Raw genomic sequence first — 21,274 nt, 5'->3', positions numbered from 1 at the left:
ATGCCTTTGTCTTCCTATCTCGATGCCCATCCACGCCTGGGCGAGGAAACCTATATCCACGCCTCGGCGCAGGTGATCGGCGATGTGACCCTGGGCGATCATTCCTCGGTCTGGTGCAATACGGTGGTGCGCGGCGATGTGAATCACATCGTGGTCGGGCGCTGTTCGAATATCCAGGATTTCGTGATGTGCCATGTCTCGCACAAGCATCCCAACAAGCCGCTCGGTTCGCCGCTGGTCATTGGCGACTACGTCACCATCGGGCATAACACCATTTTGCACGGCTGCACCATCGGCGACGAATGCCTGATCGGCATGGGCGCCATCGTGATGGACGATGTGGTCATTTCGCCCAGGGTGATGGTCGGCGCCGGCAGCCTGGTCCCGCCCGGCAAAGTGCTGGAAAGCGGCTATCTGTATGTTGGCCGCCCGGTAAGAAAGGTGCGCGCCCTGACGGAGGCCGAACTGGCCTTCCTTAAATACTCGGCGGAGCATTATGTCCGCGTCAAAAACAATTATTTGGGCAGCGTGTGAAAGGGGCGGTGACACGATGTGCCTGGCTGGCGGCTGCAATGCCCGCCGCGCCCGCCCGCCGATGATCGCGCTCGACGAATTGCTGGCACGTGTCAATGCGGCGTTCGGCCTGCATGTTTCATCGTTCACGGCCCTGATCGAACATCAGGTAGCGGCAAGCCGTTGGCGGCGCCTGGATACGCCGGAACATATCGACGATATGGGGATCATCGGCCTGGTCGATGCAAGCGCCTTCTTGCCGGAAGCGCTGGCCGTCGTCACCGACGAATCGTACGATAAAACCGTGGGCGCTTTCGCGGTGCACCGCGACGACCTGCGCGCCTTCGCCGGGGCCTATCGTGAGCGCAATGGGGTGGCGATGTTCAATGGCGATACCCTGATTGTCGGTATCGAATCGAAGCTCATCTGGATGTTTCATCACGAAGGCGTGTGGACCCTGTTCGATGGGCGCCGCGCCGCAATGGCTGACTGACGCGGCAACCGCAAGCCGGCAAAAAAAATGCCGCTCGGGAGAGCGGCATTTTGACGACAGCACCAGCGACTCAGTCGGCGGCGTAGATGTCGTTATCCTTGGTTTCCTTGACGAACAAGCCGCCAATGACAACCGTGACCAGCGCCACGATGATCGGATACCACAGGCCGTAGTAAATATCGCCCTTGTACGCCACCAGCGCGAAGGCGGTGGTTGGCAGCAAGCCGCCGAACCAGCCGTTACCGATGTGGTAAGGCAGCGACATCGAGGTGTAGCGGATGCGGGTCGGGAACATTTCAACCAGCATGGCCGCGATCGGACCGTACACGGCCGTCACATACAGCACCAGGATGAACAGCAGCAGCACGACCATCGGCTTGTTGATCTGCTCGCTGTCAGCCTTGGCCGGATAGCCGGCCGCTTTGATCGCTGCGCCAATTTCCGTTTTCAGCGCCGCTTCCTTGGCTTTGCTGTCGGCATTGAAGTTCAGGCCGTCCGGGGTCATCGTTGCCGTGAACGAGGTGTATTCCTTGTCGCCGATGCGCACCTTGGCGACCGTGCCGGGTGGCGCATCGTCCTTGGTGTAGCTGACCGATGACGCGGTCAGCATGCCGGTGGCGATATCGCATGACGATGGGAATTTCTTGGTGCCGGTCAGGTTGAACTGGAAGTGGCAGGATTCAGGATCGGCCACGACCACGACTGGCGAACTGAGCAGCGCTGCTTCCAGGGCGGGATTGGCGAAGTGGGTGATGCCCTTGAAGATAGGGAAGTAGGTACAAGCGGCAATCGCGCAGCCCAGCAGGATGATCCATTTGCGCCCGATCTTGTCCGACAGCGTACCGAACACGATGAAGAACGGGGTGGCCAGCAGCAGCGAAATGGCGATCAGGATGTTGGCGGTGGCACCGTCGACCTTGAGCGTCTGGGTCAGGAAGAACAGGGCGTAGAACTGGCCGGTGTACCAGACGACGGCCTGGCCCATGGTCAGGCCGACCAGCGCCAGGAAGACGATCTTGGCGTTCTGCGGCTTGAGGAAGGCTTCCGACAGCGGCGCCTTGGAGGTTTTACCCTCGGCTTTCATCTTGGCAAACGCTGGCGATTCGTTCATCGACAGACGGATCCAGACCGATACGGCCAGCAGCAGCACGGACACCAGGAACGGGATACGCCAGCCCCAGGCGGCAAACTCGGTTTCGCCCATGGCGGTACGGGTACCGAGGATCACCAGCAGCGACAGGAACAGGCCCATCGTGGCGGTGGTCTGGATCCAGGAGGTGAAGAAGCCGCGCTTGCCGTGCGGCGCGTGCTCGGCGACATACGTTGCCGCACCGCCGTACTCGCCGCCCAGTGCCAGGCCCTGCAGGATGCGCAGCGACACCAGGATGATCGGGGCGGCAATACCGATACTGGCGTAACTCGGTAGCAGGCCGACCACGAAGGTCGAGGCGCCCATGATCAGGATGGTGACCAGGAAGGTGTACTTGCGGCCGATCATGTCGCCCAGGCGGCCGAACACCAGCGCGCCGAACGGACGCACGATGAAGCCGGCGGCAAACGCGAGCAGGGCAAAAATGAAGGTGGTGGTGGGGTCGCCAATGAAAAACTGCTTGGCGATGATGGGAGCGAGCGAGCCGTACAGGTAAAAGTCATACCATTCGAATACCGTGCCGAGGGAGGAGGCGAAAATGACTTTGCGTTCTTCTTTGGTGATCCCCGAGTCTGCGGTGATCCCCTTGCGCCCGTCGCCAGTGATGCCGGGTGTAATTGCCATATATGTCTCCGTGTTTAATATTATTGCGTCATCGGAATAGCCGTGTAGATCCAGCTGGATCTGAGTGTGGACTGCGAAACTTACGCGATGCTTGCTTGAAACTTACACGAAACTTACTTTTTCGATATCGAAAAATCAGGTCCTTTGTGTAAATACAATCATGTGTTGCCAAATGGATTTGACGGATATGCAAATAGGGCGAAAAGGCGACTGCGGAGGATGTAAAAAAGTGCAGTCCAAAGGAATGTTAGCGTCGGTGTAGTGTCGAATTGATGTGCTCTATTGTTCATAACGCAAGGTCACCAGACGACGTTCGTACAGATGGGCTCCAAGGCGGTCACTGGGTGGCCAACACGGGTCGACGTCGTGTCAGCCACATTGAGGACAAGCATTGGGTCGTCAAGATTCCCCAGCAATAGGCGAATTGGCACGACCGTCAACGCTGCCCTGACAAAACTCTACTGGCGTGTGGGGCGACGTATCCGCATTGAAATGCTATTAGTAGCGCGCGGACTATGCAAAATAGATCGTTGCGGTACTGGCTAAACAATTGGAAGCAGAGTACGGGCGTGGCGTTGGGGTCAAAAATCTGTACCGCGTGTTGCGCTTCTCCGTGCTGTTCGACAGTGAAGAAGTTTTCTACGCGCTGAGTAGACAATTGAGTTGGACGCATTTTCGTTGCCTGATGTACATTGACGATCTTTTTAAACGGACAAGGGGAGCGTCACGAAGAGGACTTGTCGCTTGCTGTATTCGCTAGCGAAAGAAGACGGTTTGGTCGAGTAAAGGCAAAATCAGGTTATGATTAAGGAGTCATATCGATAACGCCACTCATCGACGAAGGCCACCATATGCAAGCACCACTGCAATCAAGAGATGACTCTGATGCCGTCCAAACGAAAACTGCCAGCACGGCCACGCAGGAGCGGATGTTTGTGGACGACCGGCCAGCGGCGGTGGCGCAACGCAAACTCGCTGACATGATGAATAACAGCCCGCACGTGCTGCAGCAACGGGCGTTGGGGGCCGCCATTCAAAACAGCCCGCAGTTGGCGGCGCAGCGTCATAAAATCAATGCGCTCTTTAGTGGAACAGTTCAACGGCACGAACACGACTCAATACCCGCACAATTATCGCCTGTACAACGCGATGAAAAGTCCAACAATGGCGGTCTGCCCTACAAATTGATGTCAGGGATAGAGTCGCTCTCAGACATGAGCATGGATCATGTGAAGGTGCACTACAATTCGGACAAACCTGCACAAATGCAGGCGCATGCTTATGCCCAAGGCAGTGAGATTCATGTGGGGCCTGGGCAGGAAAGGCATTTGCCGCATGAGGCTTGGCATATTGTGCAGCAAGCTCAGGGGCGGGTCTTGCCAACTTTGCAGATGAAGGCGGGCGCGGTCAACGATGATCCTTCACTGGAGAAAGATGCCGGCATGATGGGCGAAAAAGCTGCGCAGTTCGAGAGCGACCATGGTGCACGGCCCCTATTGGCGGAGGAACGCGTAGCAGGCGGAGTCACCCAGCGTTTCGTCGGTTCCCCACAGACGGCGAATGACAGTCCCCACGTCTCGCGAAATAGATTCCTTGCAGAAATGATGTGCAACATCCCGAGGGTAGCGCAGGCAAAAACAAGTTCTGATCAGTTTCAGCGGGCTGGTATTGTCCAGCGCCGCATCCTCCTTAATAGTGAACCGCTCGCTTCTTTGAGCGACTTGGGATATTTGCCGAATACGCCGGAGCACCAGATTCTAAGTACTTGGAATGCAGCCGAAGTGGACCATGATTTTGCAGGAGACGACATATTAGACGCTGCGCAAACGTTGGCCAAGGCCATCCGTCGTGCGGGCGAGGTTGATGGCGACGAGGAAGGAAAGTACAAGGCAGAAAATCTGCGGTTTTTTACCAAAGAACCGGGGGAGGAGGGGGGCGACCGATTGCCTACATTGTATTTTAAGGAGAGCCATGGAGGATGGAGCGGTCGTATTAGACAACAACATGGCAGCGGTCCTTTAATCAAGTCGCAACTATACAAAATGGACTATTTCTTCGATACGTCCGAATTAATGCACATTTTCAAGAATGCGATGAGTAAATTGCGCCATGATCTCACAAAGGATGTGGCTGCACTTGGCGAGACCGAAGAGGATAAATTGAAGCGTGAAGACCTGGAGGAGACTTGTAGAGATAATGTATACAAGCTGAAAGCCGGAGTTAAAACAGATCCATACCAGGGTGCTGCGCATTGCGAGATAACTTATCTAAGTGGATTAATAGTTAACACGCACGCATCTGCCGGCCTGACCCATGTCGACCTGGGTGAGTACGACGACGAGAAGATTGGGGACATATACAGTGCCGTGATCGGGAGGGAGTAAAGAATTTGTGAAGCGGTTATTTGGCAGGATGGATCGCTAAAAGTTCGCCAGAGTAGTGCTGATCAATTCACCAGTTCCGGCCCGCCGTCGATGGTCTCGGACAGAGCGTTATCGGACGTTTCACTTTGCCGACACAGGATTTAGTGCGGCTTTTGCCAAGCATTCACTTGCTATGGGGAAAGATCTTGAAGCCGCCATACTGCGCGAGCTGGAATATTTTTTGCTGGAACTGGGAGTTGGGTTCAGCTTCGTCGAGCGGAAACAGCGGGTGCACATTGATCACAATGACTTCTACATCGACTTACACTTCTATAACCGCCGCCTGCTCGCTATTTAAATGAAACTGGGAGAATTCAAGGCCGCGAACAAGGGGTAAATGGAGCGCTACCCGCGCTGGCTTGCGAAGTACGAACAGAAACCAGGCCAAGCGGCGCCGCTGGGAACCATTCTTCCCACCAGCAAAAAATCACGAGCAGATCGCGTTGCTGGAACGTGGGCAAAGTGGCATTCACGTGGCCGGGTACCTTGCCGGTTTGCCTTCGCGGCAATCGCTGCGGGAAAAATTGAATGTGGCGGTTTCCTTGTCACGCACGCGACCTGGGAATCGTATGGATCCTGTTGAATCCGCCTAAGCCGGCACAGTCCTTTCAAAAGACATCATTGTAAGCGCCGGATCAACTACGCCGGCGGGCAGATCGACCATGCGGCCTGTGACGACCTGCAAAGCCACGTCGCGAAGCTATGCCGGGATTCTGGGATCAAGGGCTGCACCAGCCATTCTGGATGGCGCACGATGGCGTCCCGGTTCGTGGCGCAGGATCGCGACCTTGACACCATCCAGTTGATGCATGGGCCATGCCGATCTGGCATGCGCCGATCCATGCCTTGAAATCTCGAAAGAAAGGCTTCGGCGTGCTTTTGCAGATGCTATGATTAGTTTGATATCGCACTCGCTAATGGAAAAGCATGGACAACAGATTAGAACTGAGAAAGTGTCCGACCAGTTGTAGAAGGACGCAGCGGTGCTGCGCCTCACTCTCGGCAAGGTGCCGTACTACGTCAGTCGACGCTTTTCCATCCGCGAGCGCGACGACGGCGTGGTTGCAGCCGACCAGTTGCGCGCCGCCAGCGAGCAGCTGATCAGCGTGCAGCGCGACGCCGTGGCGCGCCTGCGCCTGTTGCGCAAGAACCGCACGGCCATCAAGTTTATGTACGACGCTTCCATGCAAGCGCCCGTGTCATGTTTCGCGACATGGCCGGTGCAGCTCCACTCACCATCCCCGTCACCGACGGACACGCATTCAAGGACCAGACTATGGGTATCTACAAGGTTGCCATCTACCGTTTTGCCGATTGGCCACGCGACGGCGTCGTGCTGACGCCCGTGAAAGCGGTCGCGCTCGGAGCCATCCATGAATAAGCGCGCCCTGTTCATCGCGGCGCTGGCCACGAGCCTGTTGGCCGCCTGCGGCGGCGGCGGCGGCGGGGGCGGTACTGCGCCGCCAGCCGGCGATGTCGTGCTGGCGCCGGTGACCACGCTGGCGGCGGGTGTCACCCAAACGGCGCAGCCCGAGGTGGACCAGTACATGCAGGGGCAACTGGTCGAGCAGCGCATTCCCGGCATGACGCTGGTGGTGGTCCGGGACGGCACCGTTGTCTACAGCAAGGGCTATGGCTACGCCGACCGGGAGGCGGCGCGCGCGGTGAAACCGGACGACCGCTTCGAAATCGGCTCGATCAGCAAGTCGTTCGCCGCCACCGCCATCATGCTGCTGGTAGAGGAGGGCAAGATATCGCTCGACGACAAGCTCGACAAATTCATCGGGGCGGTGCCGCCGCAATGGGGCGGCATCACCATTCGGCATCTGCTGAACCACACTTCCGGCCTGCCCGAATACCCGGACGATCAGACCTTTGCCGACATTTTTGCCAACAAGATCCTGGGAGAAGACGACATGCTGGCCAGGTTCAGGGCGTACTCCCTGAGCTGGGAGCCGGGCACCAAGTACCGGTACTGCAATGTCGGCTACGATATTCTTGGTATTGTCGTGCGCAGGGTCAGCGGCAAGGGCTATTTCGATTTCCTGAAAGAGCGGGTGTTCACGCCGCTGGGCATGCACAGCGCGCGTCTGGTCGCGCCGAAACCGGCGCGCGCGGACAGCGCCATCGGGTACGAGTTCAAAGACGGCAAACATATCCCGTTTGTCACTACCGACGCGATGTCGGTCTACCTGGGCATGGCAGCGAGCGGGATCGAGCTCAGTGCCATGGACATGACGAAGTGGGATGCTGCGCTGTACACCGACAAGATCCTCAAGCAATCGACCCTGGCCCTGATGTGGACCAATAACGCCCTGGTGCAGGCGGCCAATGCCGACAGTCCCGACATCTACTACGGCTTGGGCTGGCAGCTGCGGACCCAGAACGGGAAGCGCTGGGTGTACCACTCCGGCGGCATGCCCGGATACGTCACCGACTTCATGCGCTACCCGGATCAGAAGCTGACCATCATCGTGTTTACCAACCTGAGTGACCAGCATGCGAATGCCCGCAAGATCGTGCGCGCGGTCGCGCCCATGTTCGGCCAAACGCTTTAGTAGTCGCATGTGACGGTGGGCATTTACGCCCGGAGCATCAGGGCGTCAAAAGTAAACGATGGTTCTTGACATCGTTGCTAAATCTTACGTGAAGGGTAAGTTGCCCACGGCATGTCGGGATAATTTTTGGCTTGCTACGACAGCAAGGGCGTGCAGACCGAGTTCGAGGTGTGAGATGCCAGCTTTTCCATGTCCGGCTCCGTGCCGTTGAACCCGGAGGGGATTGTGCCGGCTTGAGAAATCGACAGAGACAACGCCGCTCAGGAGCCGCTTACACAAAATTTTCACGCGTTCATTTTTCTGTACAGAGATGTTTGCCCGCTTCGCGCTGGGTAAGCGCGGACAAGGTGTCGCCTTGCGCCAGCAGGAATGCGCGCACCGCGTCCGGCTCATGGCGCGCGTAGTCGCGCAAGCCCCAGCCGATGGCTTTGCGGATGAAAAAATCGGCTTCGTGCGCGAGCCTGCCGGCATACCCGAACAGCCGCACCTGATCCGTGTCGGCGCGCCAGCCCAGTTGATGCAGCATGGCCACGCGGCGCGTCCACAGATCCGCGTGGCGTACGGCCTCGTCCATGCGCAGCTGGCGCAGCGCCCGGTCCGCCCGCACGACAGTGCCGATCACGACCGCCAGCGCGTCAACCGTATCCCACCACGAGGCCTGGCGCGCCAGCCCGAGCAGCCCATCGATATGCCCGCCATCGAATTGCTTCACATGGGCGGCGAGCAGGTCGATGGCGGCGTACTGGCATTCGCGCTCGGGCTCGCGCCACAGTTCGCCGGCCGCGTCCAGCAGCACGCCGGCAGGCGCATCCTTGAGACTACGGACCAGCGGCTTGAGTGCGGCGCGCCGGGCCGGCGTGGGGATGCCGTAAAACGCGAACTGGTCGCGCATGTAGGCGCTCATGCGCGCCGCCTGGTCCGGATCGGCCAGCGGCGCCAAGGTCTTTTTCACTTGTTCGGCAAGGTTCATGGTCAGGTTTTTCAGGGCCTCGGGACAGGGTGCGCCTGGTGCGAATAATTTTGCGAACGACCGTACTAAAATGTGCTATTCTCGTAGCGATCAACACAGCGCTTTGCGCATATTAATCCAACTCAGGAGACACAAATGATAGATGCCGTCATCGTATCGACCGCCCGCACCGGCCTGGCCAAATCGTGGAAAGGTGCGTTCAACATGACGCACGGCGCCACCCTCGGCGGCCACGTGCTGCAGGCGGCCATTGCGCGGGCTCAGATCGAGCCGGGCGAGGTCGAGGATGTCATCATCGGCTGTGCCAATCCGGAAGGCGCCACGGGCGCCAACATCGCGCGCCAGATCGCCTTGCGCGGCGGCTGCCCGGTGTCCACGGGCGGCATGACGGTCAACCGTTTCTGCTCCTCGGGCCTGCAAACCATTGCGCTCGCGGCGCAGCGCATCATTGCCGGCGAGGGCGATATCTACGCCGCCGGCGGGGTCGAGTCGATTTCTTGCGTGCAGCAGGAAATGAACCAGCACATGCTGGCCGATCCATGGCTCAAGGAACACAAGCCGGAAATCTACTGGCCCATGCTGCAAACGGCCGAAACCGTCGCCAAGCGCTACAACATCGGGCGCGACCGCCAGGATGAATATGGCGTGCAGAGCCAGCAGCGCGCCGCCAATGCCCAGGCCGCCGGCCTGTTCAACGCTGAAATCGTACCGATGACCACTACCATGGGCGTGGCCGACAAGGCTTCGGGCATGCTGCTCACGCGCGAAGTGACCATCAGCGCCGATGAAGGCATCCGCGCCGACACCACCCTCGAAGCGGTGTCGAAGATCCGCAGCGCGGTGCCGGGCGGCGTGATTTCCGCCGGTAACGCCAGCCAGTTTTCGGACGGGGCATCGGTCGCCATCCTGATGAACAGCAAGCTGGCCGAGGCGCGCGGCTTGCAGCCGCTTGGCATCTTCCGTGGCTTTGCCGTGGCTGGCTGCGAGCCGGATGAAATGGGCATCGGCCCCGTGTTCGCGATTCCCAAACTGCTGCACAAGGCCGGCCTGTCGATTGCCGACATCGGCCTGTGGGAACTGAACGAAGCGTTCGCGGTCCAAGTATTGTATTGTGCCGACCGCCTCGGCATCCCGATGGACCGCGTCAACGTGAATGGCGGCGCCATTGCTGTCGGCCATCCATACGGCGTCTCTGGCGCCCGCCTGGTCGGTCACGCGCTGATCGAAGGCAAGCGCCGTGGCGTCAAGTACGTGGTCGCGACCATGTGCATCGGTGGCGGCCAGGGTGCTGCCGGCCTGTTCGAAGTCGTCTGATCCACGCCGGGGCGCGCCGCTCCGGCGCGGCCCCGCTTCCTTCGTCTACCCCGGGGCCCAAGATGCAATCCAAAATACTGTCGCGCCGCGACCTCGACTTCCTGCTGTACGAATGGCTGGACGTGGAGGCGCTGACCGCGCGCCCGCGCTTTGCCGACCACAGCCGCGAAACCTTCAACGCGGCACTCGATACCGCCGAACAGATCGCCACCGAGCTGTTCGCGCCCCATAACAAAAAGAACGATCAGCACGAGCCGCATTTTGACGGGCAAACTGTCACGATCATTCCCGAAGTAAAAACCGCGCTCGACGCCTTTTCCGCCGCCGGCCTGATGGCGGCCGGGCAAGACTACGAGTTCGACGGCATGCAATTGCCGTGCGTGCTGGAAAAAGCCGTCAGCGCCTACTTTACGGCGGCCAACGTGGCCACCTCGGCCTACATTTTCCTGACCATCGGCAATGCCAACACCTTGCTGAAAACCGCCACGCCGCAGCAGATCGCGCGCTTCGTACGGCCTTTGTACGCCGGTAAATTCTTCGGCACCATGTGCCTGTCGGAACCGCAAGCCGGTTCCAGCCTGTCCGACATCAGCACCCGCGCCGAGCCGGACCCGGTCGATGGCCCCGACGGCGAGCGCCAGTATCGCCTGGCCGGCAACAAGATGTGGATTTCCGCCGGCGAACACGACCTGGCCGGCAATATCGTGCACCTGGTGCTGGCCAAGATTCCCGGTCCGGACGGACGCCTGATTCCGGGCGTGAAGGGCATCTCCCTGTTCATCGTTCCCAAGTTCCTGGTGGGCGACGATGGCGAGCCGGGCGAACGCAACGACGTCGTGCTGGCCGGCCTGAACCACAAAATGGGCAACCGCGGCACCACCAACTGCCTGCTCAACTTCGGCGAAGGGCGCTTCAAGCCGCTCGGCAAGGCCGGCGCGGTGGGCTATCTGGTCGGCCAGCCGCACCAGGGCCTGGCGAACATGTTCCACATGATGAACGAAGCGCGCATCGGCGTCGGCCTGGGAGCGGCCGTGCTGGGCGTGACCGGCTATCTGCACGCGCTCGATTACGCGCGCAGCCGTCCGCAAGGGCGCCATCCGGCCGAAAAAGATCCGGTCAAGCCGCAGGTGGCCATCATCGAGCACACCGATGTGCGGCGCATGCTGCTCGCGCAAAAAGCCTATGCCGAAGGCGCGATGGCACTGGTGCTGTATTCGGCGCGCCTGGTCGACGAACAGCGCACCGCGCCCGACCTTGACGCGCGGACCCACGCCGGGCGCCTGCTCGACTTCCTCACGCCGATCACCAAGTCGTGGCCCTCGCAGTGGTGCGTGGAAGCGAACAGCCTGGCGATCCAGGTGCACGGCGGCTACGGCTACACGCGCGAGTACAACGTCGAACAGTTTTACCGCGACAACCGCCTCAACGCCATCCACGAGGGCACGCACGGCATCCACGGCCTCGACCTGCTGGGGCGCAAGGCGTCGATCCAGGAAGGCGCGCTGTTCAAGGCCATCGGCGGCGAGATTGCCGCGACGATTGCCAGGGTGCGCGCGGCCGATGTGTCGGTCGACCTGCATGCGAATGCCGACCTGCTCGAAGAAGAGTGGCAGCGCATCGCCAAGGTCACCCAGGCGCTGTACGCCGTGGGCGACATGAACAAGACCCTGGCCAACGCCAGCCTGTACCTGGAAGCGGTGGGGCATACGGTAATCGCCTGGATCTGGCTGGAACAGGCGCTGGTGGCCACCCATGCGCTGGCTGGCGCGCCAGCGGACGACGACAGTAACTTTTACAATGGCAAGCTGCAAGCCTGCCGCTATTTCTTCCACTGGGAGCTGCCCAAGGTCCAGCAACAGCTCGACCTGCTGGCCAGCATCGACACCACCACGCTCGACATGCAGGATGCGTGGTTCTGAGGACCGACTGAATAATGATCAAACACATCGTCATGTGGAAACTGAAAGACTTCGCCGAAGGCGCCGACCGCGCCACCAACGCGCGCAAGATGAAGGCACAGCTCGACGCCTGCGCCAATATCGTGCCGGGCATGTTCGCCTTCGAGGTGGCGCTGGCCCAGCCTGGCCTGGAAGCAACGTACGACGTGGTGCTGTATTCGGAGTTCGCCGACCAGCAAGCGTTGAAGGCTTACGGCGAGCATCCGACCCACCACGCACTCAAACCATTTTTTGGCGCCATTCGTGAAGCGCGCCAATGCATGGATTACACCATCTGATAACGACAGCTGACTGACAAGGATTTGCTATGCGCACTACGCAAGAATTATTTTCCCTCGCCGGCAAGACGGCACTGGTCACCGGCGGCTCGCGCGGGCTTGGCCTGCAAATGGCCGAAGCGCTGGGCGAGCAGGGCGCCAGGATCGTCATTTCCTCGCGCAAGCAGGCTGACCTGGACGAAGCTTGTGCCCACCTGAAAGAGCGCGGCATCGACGCCAGCGCCATCGCCGCCGACCTGGCCCAGGACGCGCAGGTCCAGCCGCTGGTGGACGAAGCCATGAAGCGCCTCGGCCACATCGATATCCTGATCAACAACGCCGGCGCCAGTTGGGGCGCGCCGGCCGAGGAATATCCGGTCGAGGCGTGGGACAAGGTGATGAACCTGAACATCCGCAGCATCTTCCTGGTGACGCAGGCGGTCGGCAAGGCGTCGATGATTCCGCGCAAATACGGCCGTATCGTGAATATCGCCTCCATCGCCGGCCTGGCGGGCAATCCGCCCGGCACCATGAAAACCATCGCCTACAACACATCGAAGGGCGCTGTGGTCAACTTTACCCGCACCCTGGCGGGCGAATGGGGCGCCTACGGCATTACCGTGAACGCCATCGCGCCGGGATTCTTCCCGTCCAAGATGACCAAGGGCGTGCTGGAAACCATCGGTGTCGAGGCACTGGCCAAGGATGCGCCGCTGGGCCGCATCGGCGACGATGAGGATTTGAAAGGGGCAACCTTGCTGTTCGCGTCGGATGCGGGCAAGCACATCACCGGCCAGATCCTGGCGGTGGACGGCGGAGTAACGGCGGTATGACGGCCTCTACCCACCAGCGCATCGTCCTGGCGTCGCGTCCGCGCGGCGAAGTCCAGCCCGACAACTTCCGCCTTGAGAGCGCGCAACTGCCCGATCTGGGCGATGGACAGGTCCTGATCCGCAATCATTACCTGTCGCTCGACCCGTACATGCGCGGCCGCATGAGCGAAGCGAAAAGCTACGCGGCGAACCAGGTGGTCGGCGAGACCATGATCGGCGGCACCGCCGGCGCGGTGCTGGCCTCGAAGCATCCCAAATTTGCCGTGGGCGACATGGTGGTCGGCATGCTCGGCTGGGCGGAGATGGGCGTGGCCGATGGCGCCACCTTGCGCCGCGTCGATACGACGCAGATTCCCCTGTCGGTCTTCCTGGGCGTGGCGGGCATGCCGGGCATGACGGCCTGGTACGGCCTGAACCACATCATGAAGCCGAAGGCGGGCGACACCATTCTGGTCTCGGCGGCCAGCGGCGCGGTCGGCAGCGTGGTCGGGCAATTGGCCAAGCTGCAAGGCTGCCGCGTGGTCGGGATCGCGGGCGGGCCGGAAAAATGCGCCTATGTCGTCAATGAACTCGGTTTCGACGCCTGCGTCGACTACAAGGCCGGCAATCTGGTGGAAGACCTTGCGGCGGCCACGCCGGACGGCATCGACGCCATTTTCGAGAACGTGGGCGGAGCCAGCTTCGACGCCGCCTTGCCACGCATGAACGCTTTCGGACGCGTTGCGCTGTGCGGCATGATTGCCGGCTACAACGGCGAGGATGTATCGATCCGCAATATGCGTCACATGCTGACCAGCCGCCTGACGATACGCGGCTTTATCGTCAGCGAGCACCTGGAACTGTGGCCGCAAGGGCTGGGCGAACTGGGCGCGCTGGTGGTCAGCGGCAAGCTCAAGTACCGCGAAACGGTGGCGCCCGGCCTCGCATCGGCGCCGGAAGCATTTATCGGCCTGCTCAAGGGCCGCAACTTCGGCAAACAACTGGTAAAGCTCATCTGACATGAAAAACTTCCAAGACAAAGTCGCCGTGATCACCGGCGGCGCGAGCGGTCTCGGCCGCGAATTCGCGAAACGCGCGGCCGGCCTGGGCATGAAGCTGGTGTTGGCCGACGTGCAGCAGGATGCCCTCGATGCGACGCAAGCCGAGCTCGAAGGCGAGGGCGCCCAGGTGCTGGCCATGATCTGCGACGTGCGCAAGGGCGAGCAAGTCCAGGCGCTGGCGGACGCCAGCATGGCGCGTTTCGGCGCCGTGCATCTGGTGTTCAACAATGCGGGCGTGGGATCGGGCGGCTTGATCTGGGAGAATTCCGAGGCCGACTGGGAGTGGGTGCTTGGCGTGAACCTGTGGGGCGTGATCCATGGCGTGCGCATCTTCACCAAATTGATGCTGGAGTGCGCGAAGGACGACCCGCAGTACGAAGGGCATATCGTCAACACGGCCTCGATGGCGGGGCTGCTGAACGCGCCGACCATGGGCGTGTACAACGTGTCCAAGCATGCGGTGGTGTCCTTGTCGGAGACCTTGTATCACGATTTGCAGCTGGTGGAGGCGCCGATCGGGGCGTCGGTACTGTGTCCGTATTTTGTTCCGACCGGCATCAGCCAGTCGCACCGCAACCGGCCGGAGGACGTGAAGATGACGGGCGGGCCGACCGCCAGCCAGAAGGCGGCGCAGGCGATGACGGTCAAGGCGGTCGAGTCGGGCAAGGTGTCGGCGGGCGATGTCGCGCAGATGACCTTCGATGCGATCCGGGATGGCCAGTTCTATATTTACTCGCATCCGGGGGCGCTGGGCAATGTGGGCGAGCGGATGGAGGAGATCGTCAAGGGGATCAATCCGGGCGATCCATACAAGGCGGCGCCGCACATCCGCGATATGTTGCGGGCGAAGATGAAGGGCTGAAGGTTGGCGTGGGCAGGGCTTGGCAGGCGCACTTGCCACCTGGATACCGCGCAGCCTGCTTGACCGACGCCAAGCGGATGTTCGCTTCGCGCAGGTGGACCACAGATTGCCCGACCATGAGCTGCTTGCCGAGGCGGCTCGCGAAGCCGGCGAGGTCGATATGGTAATGGGAAGGGAATGGATGACGATTGGCGCCTGGAAGGCGTAGGCGCCGAGACTGGAACACCAAGCAAAAGGCCGGGGAAACCCGGCTTTCTGCATAGAACTATGCGGATTGTTGCTGTTCCATCGCAAAGTGCTTCTCAATTGCGAGGTCCTGCGCAACACGCAGTTGCGCGGTGAAGACGCGAGCCCACTTATCGCCATGGGATAGCACGGCTCGCATCATGCGATCGAGGATGAAGGCCTCCTCTGCCGCGCATTGCGCGGCAATCTTATAGCCGGCCGCACGAAAAATTTCCACCATTGGCGCAGTGCGGAGGTCCATGCAGGCCAACGCTGTTTGCAGCACGGCGGTCAGGGTAGGGGGGTAGCTCAATGGTGGACCTTCAGCCGGTTCGCAAGAGTCCGAACCATGAGTCGGCTTGGACTGCGCAAACTGAATCGCACTCGCCAACACCACGCAGTGTGCTGCGTGGGGCTGGCCTTGCCTTGCGCAGCATTCGTAGCACCGATAACCTGTAGAGCGCTGCATGAGCGGATCACCGTCGATGAGCTCCGGTCCAATGGCCGCCCAGGTCCCCATCGAGACGTGGGGATGTTCGTGGCCCAAGGGGCGTATGTGCAAGGCAACGCCTCCACCAGTGATGAGCGATTCCAGTTCTTCCGCTGACGGCTTCCAGAACGACACGAGCCGCTGCCCATGTGCATCGGTCTGGTGCATCACAGGCAGTCTGGCTCGGCGTTCAACTTGAATGTCGTCCGGAGCGTTTATCGTGCTCGTGCACAGTGGATGATGAACGATATGCATGCTGATACTCCCAATCTACGTTCGTGGGTGCGACTTGTTCGGTCGCGGCGGAATTGCTGGGGTGCGGAAGGTGCAGCTTGCGAAAATGCAATCAGCAATCAGTTCGGGCAGGTAGATCATCTAAATTGTCGCCAGAAAATATTCGCAGGCAAATCCATCCAGTAGTTTCTCAGGGTCGTTACGGACGGCAAGTGATGTAGGCTGGCCTCTTTTCTTTTTGGTGCGCCAGAAAATATCGTAATCCAAAATACAGAAAAGAAGCCATTGGCATAAATACCAAGTGCTAATGATCCGCATCAGATCAGGCAGCCTCCGCACCCGAGAAAGATATCCCCAGGCATTTTTGGTCATATCATCAAGCTTGATCCAGAGTGCAAACATGGAGTGCCCGTGCAATTGCACCGCTGGACTGGCATCGGGAGGCACTCACAACGAGCCGGAAAAAGATCGCTCCATATCGTCTGCGGACACTGCAATAATGCGGCGCACGTCGTGCTCAACGCGCATTGCACGGCGGCACAACACTGCCTGCCCCAAAACGAAGAAAGTTGGCTAGTTGCCGGTGTTTGCTTGGACTGTGCAGATCGACCGCACGAAAACGCGAGAGTTTCCATACAGCAGAAGACATGGAAATCAAGGCCCCGCCCATGCGCACAAGAAACACTTCACTGAGAAAATATGGCTCCGCGGTAGGGCGCAGGCGCGCATAGCCACCTGTAGCGCTGGTATCGGGGACACAGACATCGTAGGTGGTTTGCCGATCGAATTGGTCCACCTCAAGCTCTGCGCCGGCATCGGATAGAATCCAGTTCAAGCGTTCAATAAAAACGGAGTCTCTGAAAGAGGAAATTTGATTTAAGTCAATTAACCTTAGTTGTGATGCCTTAGCGTATATGGTATTCATCGCACCTCTTTTTTTCGCAGGTAGCATCGTAGAAAATTATTTCTCCGTTTCTAATAGTTTCTATTAATGCCAATCACAGCCGCTTTTGTGTGCGTTGTCGTGAATCAAATCAAGGTAGAGGAATTATGCAAATACACGACGATGTAATGCATGAGATCTCGATATCTTCCAGCAGTGAGGCTGCCTTCAATATATTGACGAAAGAAGCGCTTCGCCTCGGTATGCAGACCGTATCCTGGGTATTTAAACCTCCCGTCGTCTTCGAAGATGCGAAGATTACGACGTTCGATAGCTATGCTCCGGAATGGCATGCGCGCTACTTCCAGAACAACTATCTCGCGTGCGATCCGACCGTCAAACACGGCTTGAACTCGATGCAACCATTTCTTTGGTCTGAGACTAAGGAACTTGCGCCGGGGTTTTGGGAGGATGCCGACTCCTTCGGGCTGCGCGTTGGATTCGCACAAAGCCTGTGGGGGCGTAATGGATGCTGCTCAATGCTTTCCTTGAGTCGTGACCGCACAGAATTCTCGCATTCTGAATTAGCGCTAAAACTACCGCAACTTTCCTGGCTTTCTCAAATCGCCCATACCGGCATGGTCAGGCACCTAATTCCGGCTGAGACGATAAATTCACCTACCGCGCTCTCCACGCGCGAAACGGAGATACTGCAATTGGTGAGCACCGGACTGACCTCTCAACAAATCGCGGATAGACTTCGCGTGACAAAAGCCACCATCGACCGACACATGGAGGCGGTCAGATCAAAACTTCGTGCTGAGAATAAGGTCGATGCTGTCGTCAAGGCGATCCGTTGGGGCCTCATTTAGGCGAGGCGAATTGTCCGGGCAGGAGTTGTGCTTTGAGGCGATCCGTCAAGCACGCGATAGCGATTTGGAGATCGGCGACGGCCGAATAATGATTGGCGACTAAAACGCCAAGTAATCGCACGGATTAAAAGCAAAGCAAGCGGAGCCGGGTAAACCCGGCTCTTTTCGTTTTTCCAAGACTCAACTAGTCGCAGGCGCCCTTTCATCATGAACAATCACTCCGGCCTGCAGCGCAATTAAGCGGCGGGCGCTGGCGATCGTCTGAGGTCGGTGCGCAACGATAATCCTCGTCATGTCGAGAGCGGCGATGGCCGTGTTAACTTCGCTTTCCAAAGCAACGTCGAGTGCACTGGTCGCCTCGTCCATTACGAGTATTTTGGGACGTTTGTACAGTGCCCTAGCCAGCAACACGCGTTGTTTCTGTCCCCCGGATAAGCTGCTGCCCATGTCAGCGATGATCGTCTCGTAACCCATTCGCATGGCTTCAATATCGGCATCTATCTGCGTAAGCTGCGCGCAGCTTTTGATGTGTTCCATGCTGGGTCGTTCGTCGTAAAAGGAAATGTTCTCTGCGAGCGAACCGGACAGCAACACATCGTCTTGCATCACGACCGCCAAGACGCGGCGGTAAGCTCGAACCCCGAGCTGTGAGATCGGTATGCCTCCATAGCGTATTTCACCGTATGTTGGTTTTAAATGTCCCAATATAAGCTTAACTAATGTCGTCTTACCGCACCCGGAAGGGCCGACGATAGCTACCGAGTCGCCCGGTTCAATGGTCAAGTTAATATTCCGAAGTACCCATGGGTCGGCATCGCTGTAACGAAAGCTGACTTGCACCAGTTCGAGTTTGGGGATCAGTTGATTGACATCGCGAGCATGCTCCACATCGGCCTCGACTGGTTCCAGGACAATGTCGGCCAGTCTTTCGCAGTGCACGGAAAGCATCTTGTAGTCGATGAATACGTTGATGAGCGCGCTCATACGCGCGGTAAACATGCCACTGTAGACCGTCAAGGCAATCAACATACCGACCGTAAAATCACCTTTCATCACTATGCCTGCACCGATACACAGTACCAGCGCCGCCGACATGGAGCCAATCATCGTGTTGATATTGCTAAACCACAGGGCCATCTTTTGCGTGCGCACGGTTCGGTTGATAGTATCAGTTTTCATCGCCAGCCACCTTGCCCGCCGATCAAGTTCGCGGCCGAATAGCTTGATAGGCCCCATCGCACGTATCGTTTCCATTAAGCAATTTTGCTCCTTGGCCGCGAGCGCAATGCCTTCGAGATTTGCATCTCGCAGAGGGCGGTACGATACTATTCGCACGATCGCGTAGAGGATGGCCGTCGCGCCAACCACCCCTGCTAGAAGGGGGCTGTAAAGGCACACTATCACCATAGTTAAAATGGCCATGATCCCATCAAGGACCGCACTGACAGCACGCGCAGTCAACAGATCCTGAATTGGCCCGACCGAACCGAAACGGGACAGAATATCAGCGAGTTGACGTTTCTCGAACCAATCCATGGGGAGGCGTACCATCTTGCCGAATACATCGCTGACCCACTGCAGGTTAAGGTGCGTGGTAAGGTAAAGGATGGTGAGACCCCGCATCTGTGACAAGGCCCCTTGTGCGAGCACTAGTAAGACCAGGCCAAACATAAGCACGTTGCGCAAACCACTGTCATTGGACAACAGCACGTCGTCGATCATAAACTGGCTGATCCTGGGGGTGACCAGCATCAGGATTTCGAGTCCAAGTGCCATGGCGAACAGCAGGACGAATGATGGCCACCAGCCATCAAGTTTTCCCATCAGCGCCTTCACCGATACCTTGTGTCGCTCATCGGCAGGGGTGAAGTCGGTTGAGGGACTTAGTTCTAGCGCGGTACCAGTGAATTCGCGGCTGACTTCTTCATAAGACAGATGACGCAGTCCCGCAGCAGGGTCGTGAATAACTACTTCCTTAGCCGTGGCACGGCTTAACACCACGAAATGATTCAGTCTCCAATGAAGAATGGCTGGAGTCTTCACTTCGGGCAGTTCCTCCAGCGACAACGATATCGCGCGGCTGGATAGCTTCAGGCGATCTGCATATTCGGTAAGAGTGAGCATGCTGACCCCGTTGAGCGAGATAGAGAAGCGCCCACGCAAGGCCGCCAAATCGGTACGCAAGCCCAGGTAGGAGGCCACCATAGCCAGACAGGCTAGACCGCACTCGGCAACTTCTGTCTGGAGAATAAGCGGCAAGTGCGCATTTCTGAAAAATGGGGCGGTAGCCATGTCACGTCTTCCGCTTGGAGCGCCAGTGCCGACGCAGTCTTTCAAGAATATACGGGGGGCCAAGCAGCTCAGCCTTGTTGTCACTATATGGCAGCAAGTCAACGTCTTCTTCCGCCCAGAAAATAAACGCTCCCGGCTTCATGCTGCGCTTCGGGCGAAAACGAATATGCTTAGCATTGGACTTGTAAGGATCGACTATGTAACCGATCTGGAGCATGAATTGCTCGACACCTTGAATGAAATGGCTTGGATTATCGTTAAGTGCAACGACCATTTTGTCAGGCAAATATCGGTAAGGCCCCATCCACATGGCGCCGATCAGCGCACCGGTAAGCGTCCACGGTAAGCTGGCAGGATCAAACCACAGCAGCACAATCGCGGTAAATGTTAGTCCACCCAATGTCAGGATGCAAAGCATCCATATCAATATATTCCAGGTTTGGAATGGCCATAAATAGCGCCATATGCCATAGGCAGGTTTGACAGATAGAACGGTACATCCGCTTTCACAATTGTTCATAATGAAGTCCTTGAAGGCAGCCGCGATTCATATCACGGCTGCAGTTGCAAGATTAGGCGACCATCTGCGCCACTTGACCGTGGGTGGTCCCCGTGAAGGTGGCTACATGCGTTTCGTTCGCCGCTGGCCCGGCTATCGGGACCATTTGCGGTACTTTACCGCCTGCTGGTCCCGTAAAGTGGCCAGTGGGATGGTCACGCTGAAGCAGGTAGTAGGTACCGAGACCGACGAATCCCCCGACAACAAGCCCAGCAGCCGCGCCCCATGGCCCAGCGGTCGAGCCGACCCCCATGCCTTCCAAGGCGGCGGTAACAAACGCAGCCGTCGCTGTCCCTGCTAGTGTTCCAGTCCGGCCAATCAGGAATCCATCTAGCGCAACATGCTCGTAGCTGAGTGGTTCTGCCTCAACCCATTGACCAAGGAACTGGCCGCCTTCCCACGGTTCCGCTATGTGGACCGGCGGCGGTGGAGCCTCAAACACTAACGACACGCCGTGAATTTCGACAACAGCTTCGCGCCCACCTTCCACACCGACCATGCCGATATCCCATACGGAGCTTTGGCCTGGCTCAGGAGGGGCGACGACCCCGCCGCCGCTACCATCACCAGCACCGCCTCCATCAACTTCTAGTCCGCCCACGAGTTGGCTTAGCAGTTTTTTATCCAGCACTTCCATGACATTCTCCATTACGTAGTTTTCACCGTACTCCGCGTGGGCACGATATGTTTTGGCGTTGGTCAGAACGCGGCGCCAATTTTCAGC

The 21,274-nt window shown here is 58.7% G+C and carries 21 protein-coding genes and 1 pseudogene; 14 read left to right on the top strand and 8 right to left on the bottom strand.

Annotation, left to right across the window (positions count from 1 at the left end):
* Positions 1-534 carry a gamma carbonic anhydrase family protein gene (locus PO883_RS17120; protein ID WP_289310846.1) on the top strand — a complete coding sequence of 178 codons (534 nt, stop codon included), beginning with the start codon at positions 1-3 and terminating at the stop codon, positions 532-534.
* 16 nt (positions 535-550) lie between these two features.
* Positions 551-1,006 (top strand): hypothetical protein, encoded by a 456-nt coding sequence (locus PO883_RS17115; protein WP_289310845.1) that lies wholly within the window; start codon positions 551-553, stop codon positions 1,004-1,006.
* A gap of 70 nt (positions 1,007-1,076) precedes the next feature.
* Here the strand turns inward: PO883_RS17115 and PO883_RS17110 are convergent, their stop codons facing one another.
* Positions 1,077-2,780: an MFS transporter gene (locus tag PO883_RS17110; RefSeq protein WP_289310844.1), complete on the bottom strand. Its 1,704-nt coding sequence runs from the start codon at positions 2,778-2,780 to the stop codon at positions 1,077-1,079.
* 526 nt (positions 2,781-3,306) lie between these two features.
* Between PO883_RS17110 and PO883_RS35125 the strand changes: the two genes are divergently transcribed.
* The 5 genes and pseudogenes from PO883_RS35125 (at position 3,307) to PO883_RS17090 (ending at position 7,761) form a co-directional block, all read left to right on the top strand.
* Positions 3,307-3,540, top strand: a complete 234-nt coding sequence (locus PO883_RS35125) for a DUF1016 N-terminal domain-containing protein (protein ID WP_373890079.1) — start codon at positions 3,307-3,309, stop codon at positions 3,538-3,540.
* A gap of 91 nt (positions 3,541-3,631) precedes the next feature.
* The gene (locus tag PO883_RS17105; RefSeq protein ID WP_289310843.1) at positions 3,632-5,164 is read left to right on the top strand and encodes a DUF4157 domain-containing protein; all 1,533 of its coding nucleotides are present in this window, start codon (positions 3,632-3,634) and stop codon (positions 5,162-5,164) included.
* Positions 5,165-5,342: 178 nt separating this feature from the next.
* Positions 5,343-5,796 (top strand): annotated as a pseudogene (locus tag PO883_RS17100) (PDDEXK nuclease domain-containing protein); the annotation flags it as partial.
* Between the two features lie 608 nt (positions 5,797-6,404).
* Positions 6,405-6,584 (top strand): hypothetical protein, encoded by a 180-nt coding sequence (locus PO883_RS17095; protein WP_289310842.1) that lies wholly within the window; start codon positions 6,405-6,407, stop codon positions 6,582-6,584.
* Positions 6,577-7,761, top strand: a complete 1,185-nt coding sequence (locus tag PO883_RS17090) for a serine hydrolase (RefSeq protein WP_289310841.1) — start codon at positions 6,577-6,579, stop codon at positions 7,759-7,761. Before PO883_RS17095 ends, PO883_RS17090 begins: the two co-directional genes overlap by 8 nt.
* 292 nt (positions 7,762-8,053) lie before the next feature.
* Here PO883_RS17090 and PO883_RS17085 read toward each other — a convergent pair whose 3' ends face one another.
* Positions 8,054-8,731, bottom strand: coding sequence for a DNA alkylation repair protein (locus tag PO883_RS17085; protein ID WP_289310840.1), 678 nt, complete (start codon positions 8,729-8,731; stop codon positions 8,054-8,056).
* A 135-nt stretch (positions 8,732-8,866) separates the two neighbouring features.
* Between PO883_RS17085 and PO883_RS17080 the strand changes: the two genes are divergently transcribed.
* The 6 genes from PO883_RS17080 (at position 8,867) to PO883_RS17055 (ending at position 14,995) form a co-directional block, all read left to right on the top strand.
* On the top strand, positions 8,867-10,045 hold the full coding sequence (locus PO883_RS17080; protein WP_289310839.1) for an acetyl-CoA C-acyltransferase: 1,179 nt from the start codon (positions 8,867-8,869) through the stop codon (positions 10,043-10,045).
* A gap of 62 nt (positions 10,046-10,107) precedes the next feature.
* Positions 10,108-11,964, top strand: a complete 1,857-nt coding sequence (locus PO883_RS17075; protein WP_289310838.1) for an acyl-CoA dehydrogenase — start codon at positions 10,108-10,110, stop codon at positions 11,962-11,964.
* A 14-nt stretch (positions 11,965-11,978) separates the two neighbouring features.
* On the top strand, positions 11,979-12,281 hold the full coding sequence (locus PO883_RS17070; protein WP_167087102.1) for a Dabb family protein: 303 nt from the start codon (positions 11,979-11,981) through the stop codon (positions 12,279-12,281).
* A gap of 29 nt (positions 12,282-12,310) precedes the next feature.
* Positions 12,311-13,093, top strand: a complete 783-nt coding sequence (locus PO883_RS17065; protein ID WP_289310837.1) for an SDR family oxidoreductase — start codon at positions 12,311-12,313, stop codon at positions 13,091-13,093.
* The gene (locus tag PO883_RS17060) at positions 13,090-14,091 is read left to right on the top strand and encodes an NADP-dependent oxidoreductase (protein ID WP_289310836.1); all 1,002 of its coding nucleotides are present in this window, start codon (positions 13,090-13,092) and stop codon (positions 14,089-14,091) included. The genes PO883_RS17065 and PO883_RS17060 overlap by 4 nt, the downstream gene beginning before the upstream one ends.
* A 1-nt stretch (position 14,092) precedes the next feature.
* Positions 14,093-14,995, top strand: a complete 903-nt coding sequence (locus PO883_RS17055) for an SDR family oxidoreductase (protein ID WP_289310835.1) — start codon at positions 14,093-14,095, stop codon at positions 14,993-14,995.
* A gap of 265 nt (positions 14,996-15,260) precedes the next feature.
* Here PO883_RS17055 and PO883_RS17050 read toward each other — a convergent pair whose 3' ends face one another.
* The 3 genes from PO883_RS17050 to PO883_RS17040 all read right to left on the bottom strand — a co-directional run bounded on the left by PO883_RS17050 (position 15,261) and on the right by PO883_RS17040 (position 16,869).
* Positions 15,261-15,965, bottom strand: a complete 705-nt coding sequence (locus tag PO883_RS17050) for a hypothetical protein (protein ID WP_289310834.1) — start codon at positions 15,963-15,965, stop codon at positions 15,261-15,263.
* 120 nt (positions 15,966-16,085) lie between these two features.
* A complete protein-coding gene (locus PO883_RS17045) occupies positions 16,086-16,346 on the bottom strand; it encodes a hypothetical protein (RefSeq protein ID WP_289310833.1) in 261 nt (86 codons plus the stop codon).
* A 115-nt stretch (positions 16,347-16,461) separates the two neighbouring features.
* The gene (locus PO883_RS17040; protein WP_289310832.1) at positions 16,462-16,869 is read right to left on the bottom strand and encodes an acyl-homoserine-lactone synthase; all 408 of its coding nucleotides are present in this window, start codon (positions 16,867-16,869) and stop codon (positions 16,462-16,464) included.
* A gap of 146 nt (positions 16,870-17,015) precedes the next feature.
* On the opposite strand from PO883_RS17040, the gene PO883_RS17035 reads away from it, so the two are divergent.
* The gene (locus PO883_RS17035; RefSeq protein WP_289310831.1) at positions 17,016-17,699 is read left to right on the top strand and encodes an autoinducer binding domain-containing protein; all 684 of its coding nucleotides are present in this window, start codon (positions 17,016-17,018) and stop codon (positions 17,697-17,699) included.
* A 180-nt stretch (positions 17,700-17,879) separates the two neighbouring features.
* Here PO883_RS17035 and PO883_RS17030 read toward each other — a convergent pair whose 3' ends face one another.
* Genes PO883_RS17030 through PO883_RS17020 form a run of 3 tightly spaced genes read right to left on the bottom strand, consistent with a single transcriptional unit; the run spans position 17,880 to position 21,187 of the window.
* Entirely contained in the window at positions 17,880-19,991 is a 2,112-nt protein-coding gene (locus PO883_RS17030) for a peptidase domain-containing ABC transporter (RefSeq protein ID WP_289310830.1), read from the bottom strand.
* A 1-nt stretch (position 19,992) separates the two neighbouring features.
* Positions 19,993-20,511: a hypothetical protein gene (locus PO883_RS17025; RefSeq protein WP_289310829.1), complete on the bottom strand. Its 519-nt coding sequence runs from the start codon at positions 20,509-20,511 to the stop codon at positions 19,993-19,995.
* Between the two features lie 52 nt (positions 20,512-20,563).
* Positions 20,564-21,187 (bottom strand): hypothetical protein, encoded by a 624-nt coding sequence (locus PO883_RS17020; protein ID WP_289310828.1) that lies wholly within the window; start codon positions 21,185-21,187, stop codon positions 20,564-20,566.
* Positions 21,188-21,274 lie beyond the last annotated feature (87 nt).

The organism is Massilia sp. DJPM01 (assembly GCF_030348125.1).
Lineage (GTDB): Bacteria > Pseudomonadota > Gammaproteobacteria > Burkholderiales > Burkholderiaceae_D > Telluria_A > Telluria_A frigida.
This window is presented reverse-complemented; position numbering and strand designations above follow the sequence as displayed.

Excerpts from the sequence above, each read along its gene's own strand:
- PO883_RS17090 (WP_289310841.1), top strand. The coding sequence starts at position 6,577 with ATGAATAAGCGCGCCCTGTTCATCGCGGCGCTGGCCACGAGCCTGTTG.
- PO883_RS17110 (WP_289310844.1), bottom strand. The coding sequence starts at position 2,780 with ATGGCAATTACACCCGGCATCACTGGCGACGGGCGCAAGGGGATCACC.
- PO883_RS17060 (WP_289310836.1), top strand. The coding sequence starts at position 13,090 with ATGACGGCCTCTACCCACCAGCGCATCGTCCTGGCGTCGCGTCCGCGC.
- PO883_RS17045 (WP_289310833.1), bottom strand. The coding sequence starts at position 16,346 with ATGTTTGCACTCTGGATCAAGCTTGATGATATGACCAAAAATGCCTGG.
- PO883_RS17120 (WP_289310846.1), top strand. The coding sequence starts at position 1 with ATGCCTTTGTCTTCCTATCTCGATGCCCATCCACGCCTGGGCGAGGAA.
- PO883_RS17025 (WP_289310829.1), bottom strand. The coding sequence starts at position 20,511 with ATGAACAATTGTGAAAGCGGATGTACCGTTCTATCTGTCAAACCTGCC.
- PO883_RS17035 (WP_289310831.1), top strand. The coding sequence starts at position 17,016 with ATGCATGAGATCTCGATATCTTCCAGCAGTGAGGCTGCCTTCAATATA.
- PO883_RS17050 (WP_289310834.1), bottom strand. The coding sequence starts at position 15,965 with ATGCATATCGTTCATCATCCACTGTGCACGAGCACGATAAACGCTCCG.
- PO883_RS17040 (WP_289310832.1), bottom strand. The coding sequence starts at position 16,869 with ATGAATACCATATACGCTAAGGCATCACAACTAAGGTTAATTGACTTA.
- PO883_RS17095 (WP_289310842.1), top strand. The coding sequence starts at position 6,405 with ATGTTTCGCGACATGGCCGGTGCAGCTCCACTCACCATCCCCGTCACC.
- PO883_RS17030 (WP_289310830.1), bottom strand. The coding sequence starts at position 19,991 with ATGGCTACCGCCCCATTTTTCAGAAATGCGCACTTGCCGCTTATTCTC.
- PO883_RS17065 (WP_289310837.1), top strand. The coding sequence starts at position 12,311 with ATGCGCACTACGCAAGAATTATTTTCCCTCGCCGGCAAGACGGCACTG.
- PO883_RS17085 (WP_289310840.1), bottom strand. The coding sequence starts at position 8,731 with ATGAACCTTGCCGAACAAGTGAAAAAGACCTTGGCGCCGCTGGCCGAT.
- PO883_RS17055 (WP_289310835.1), top strand. The coding sequence starts at position 14,093 with ATGAAAAACTTCCAAGACAAAGTCGCCGTGATCACCGGCGGCGCGAGC.
- PO883_RS17080 (WP_289310839.1), top strand. The coding sequence starts at position 8,867 with ATGATAGATGCCGTCATCGTATCGACCGCCCGCACCGGCCTGGCCAAA.
- PO883_RS17020 (WP_289310828.1), bottom strand. The coding sequence starts at position 21,187 with ATGGAAGTGCTGGATAAAAAACTGCTAAGCCAACTCGTGGGCGGACTA.
- PO883_RS17105 (WP_289310843.1), top strand. The coding sequence starts at position 3,632 with ATGCAAGCACCACTGCAATCAAGAGATGACTCTGATGCCGTCCAAACG.
- PO883_RS17115 (WP_289310845.1), top strand. The coding sequence starts at position 551 with ATGTGCCTGGCTGGCGGCTGCAATGCCCGCCGCGCCCGCCCGCCGATG.
- PO883_RS17075 (WP_289310838.1), top strand. The coding sequence starts at position 10,108 with ATGCAATCCAAAATACTGTCGCGCCGCGACCTCGACTTCCTGCTGTAC.
- PO883_RS17070 (WP_167087102.1), top strand. The coding sequence starts at position 11,979 with ATGATCAAACACATCGTCATGTGGAAACTGAAAGACTTCGCCGAAGGC.